General features: G+C 31.0%; 3 protein-coding genes. 1 reads left to right on the plus strand and 2 read right to left on the minus strand.

From position 1 onward, the window contains the following. Positions 1–84: 84 nt before the first annotated feature. Positions 85–1,344 (minus strand): MFS transporter, encoded by a 1,260-nt coding sequence (locus tag SOY52_RS07175; RefSeq protein WP_320848280.1) that lies wholly within the window; start codon positions 1,342–1,344, stop codon positions 85–87. A 101-nt stretch (positions 1,345–1,445) separates the two neighbouring features. Between SOY52_RS07175 and SOY52_RS07180 the strand changes: the two genes are divergently transcribed. After that, positions 1,446–1,820, plus strand: coding sequence for a hypothetical protein (locus tag SOY52_RS07180; protein ID WP_320848281.1), 375 nt, complete (start codon positions 1,446–1,448; stop codon positions 1,818–1,820). Between the two features lie 58 nt (positions 1,821–1,878). Here the strand turns inward: SOY52_RS07180 and SOY52_RS07185 are convergent. After that, positions 1,879–2,543: transposase (locus tag SOY52_RS07185; protein WP_320848282.1), on the minus strand; the 665-nt coding region annotated here is incomplete at its 5' end.

Raw genomic sequence — 2,543 nt, forward strand, 5'->3', positions numbered from 1 at the left:
CAATATAAGGACATTTTATTATCTCGCACTCCCATCTACCATTGAGAGAGTAAGAATCTTCTCTCTCAAACTTTTTATCTATACCTAACATTTCTTTTCCTCCTTTAACCTAATTATAATTAAAACTGAAAGAGGAATTAAAATAAGTGCTGCAGATAAAAATATCATTGGGGTTGGAACATCTTTAATAACTCCTAATTCTGTATATGTCCTTCCTGAATTCTTAATTACATTGTTTCCAATCATAGGGCCTATAATCATAGGAAGTGCGACTGAAAAAATCATTCTAACGCCTTGGAATGAACCTGTTAAGTTATTAGGTGTAGTATCTCGTAGGTTTGCATTAATGGTTGAAAATGCAGAAAGATAACCAGCCATTACTAATAGCGCTGCAATAGTACATGAAATGTATAATCTAAAAATAAACATTAGTATTAATCCAATAAACATTACTACAATTGAGTATAATGCTGTAATACTCTTTCCTTTCTTATCAGCAAGACGCCCAACAATTATAGATATAATTGATGCACCTGTAAGTACTATAGCAAGCATTAAAGCATAATCATAAAAGTGTAGGTATTCTTGAATATAAATAATTAAGTAAGGTAAGAATACTTGAAATGAAGTTGCGATAAATAACAGATTAATTAAATCTAAATACCTTATCTTATTAGCTTTTATTTCCTTAATACTTAGTAATGAAATTAAGTTTTTTAATACATCCTTTTCTTTTTTAATTTCCTTTTTATCTTCTTTTAAAAGGAATAAAGAAATGAGACCTGTAAAAATATTAATTAGACCAAAAATTGCAAAGAATTTTTTCCATTCTCCTTTCTGCGTTAAGCCATCAAAAAGACCAAAAATAATTAACATTGAAATAAGTGATAAAGAGGATAAAACACCTTCAATTTTACCTCGATTTGTTTCATCACTTTGATCTGTAACATATGCATTAAAGGCTGCATCATTTGCTGTTGAACCAAAAAATGTCATTAGACAATCGAGGGCTACAACAGCACTAGCTGCATGTACAGCAGTTTTAAATACATTATTAGAAACTATTCCAAATGCCGCAGTTGATAACCCCCATAGAATATAGCCAAATGAAATTAGAGGTTTTCTTCTTCCTATTTTGTCACTTACTATACCCATTATGAATGTGGTAAGTGTTGCTGTAATAGCAGATAAACTAACCATTAGAGCAATATATGAGGTATCAGGGATAATGGTATTATACAGGAAAACATTTAAATACATGTTTTCTATCGACCATGCTAATTGTCCTGATAATCCAATAAGAATAAAGCTTATCCATAAGCGAGAAGAGATTTTTCTTTGCATATTAAGATTATATACCTTATAATGCAGTACTGTCCAATTATTACTTATTTTTAAAATCCGTCTATATTGACAATATTTAAATAAATGTATTTTATAAGTATATGGAAAGAATTAGGTTTACAAAAAGAATTATTTATTTTATTAAAGAGAAAATAAGTAGGGTAGTATTATTTTTCCTATATAGAGCAACAAAGGTTCTTGCTAAAGAAGATAGCAAAATAATGAGAGAATTTCAGTCATGGGAAAATGGGTTATCAGTAGCTATAAATTGTGCCCTAAATGGCCCTGCTTTATATTTAATTAAAAATGGTAATAAGCTTGCTAAAGTTAAAAAGCTTGAAAAAGCTGATATGAGCCTTAAACTTTCTTCATACAATGTTGATCCTAATTGTTTTGATAAGGTTGCAGAGCTTAGTCTAAACGATGGTGCTATGATTGTTAATCCTAGAGCCTGCTGTGAATTACTCGGCAATTGAATTGCCAGAGCATCGTGGAGTTTAGCCACGGGTGCATCCATGACACCGCTACTGCTTTCTATACAGCTACTTTTAATACATATGGAGTCTTAATCATCTTCATTTGTATTTCTTTTTTATTTACTTGACCATAGAGCCTTAGAATATTGTATGCTCCAACACTGTCAGCATTCCATTCTTTTTCACCATCAACAAAGATTCCTCTTTTAACTCTCTTCTCTTTAGTTGCATACTCCCTACTTACACTTGGAGTTAAAGGAGAACATACACTAGTGTAATATTCTTTTTGACAAATTACACTAAGGCCTGCATCTTCTGCTTTATAAGTAAGCATATCCACAAGCTTCTTAAATGGAAGTGAGTGCATCTTCTGATTTATAACTTCGCCTTTATTAAAATCTTCTCTTAGCCCTGTAATATCTCCAACTATAATAGTATTAATTGAGTTCTCCTCACAGTAATTAATAACTTCTCTTGTTATTTTATGTAAATAATCTGAAGAGCAGTTATTCTTCTTCTCATATAGCCTCTTAATGTGTTTAGAACTCTTAGGATAGATCACTCCTTTCTTATTTTGATCACAATACCATTTTGACTGCACTCTCTCTATTTCTTTAAGATACTTACGCTCAATAGAGAAATACATTCGTCCAACAATAAATGTCTCTCCACTTACATTTGAGTAGCAGGTCATCAAATTATTAAGGCCTAAGTCTATAGAGA

The organism is Bullifex sp. (genome assembly GCF_034103065.1).
In the GTDB taxonomy this organism is placed as follows: Bacteria; Spirochaetota; Spirochaetia; order Sphaerochaetales; family Sphaerochaetaceae; genus Bullifex.

Bases quoted from the DNA above. Each gene is read 5' to 3' on its own strand.
- SOY52_RS07180 (WP_320848281.1), top strand. From the start codon at position 1,446: ATGGAAAGAATTAGGTTTACAAAAAGAATTATTTATTTTATTAAAGAG.
- SOY52_RS07175 (WP_320848280.1), bottom strand. From the start codon at position 1,344: ATGCAAAGAAAAATCTCTTCTCGCTTATGGATAAGCTTTATTCTTATT.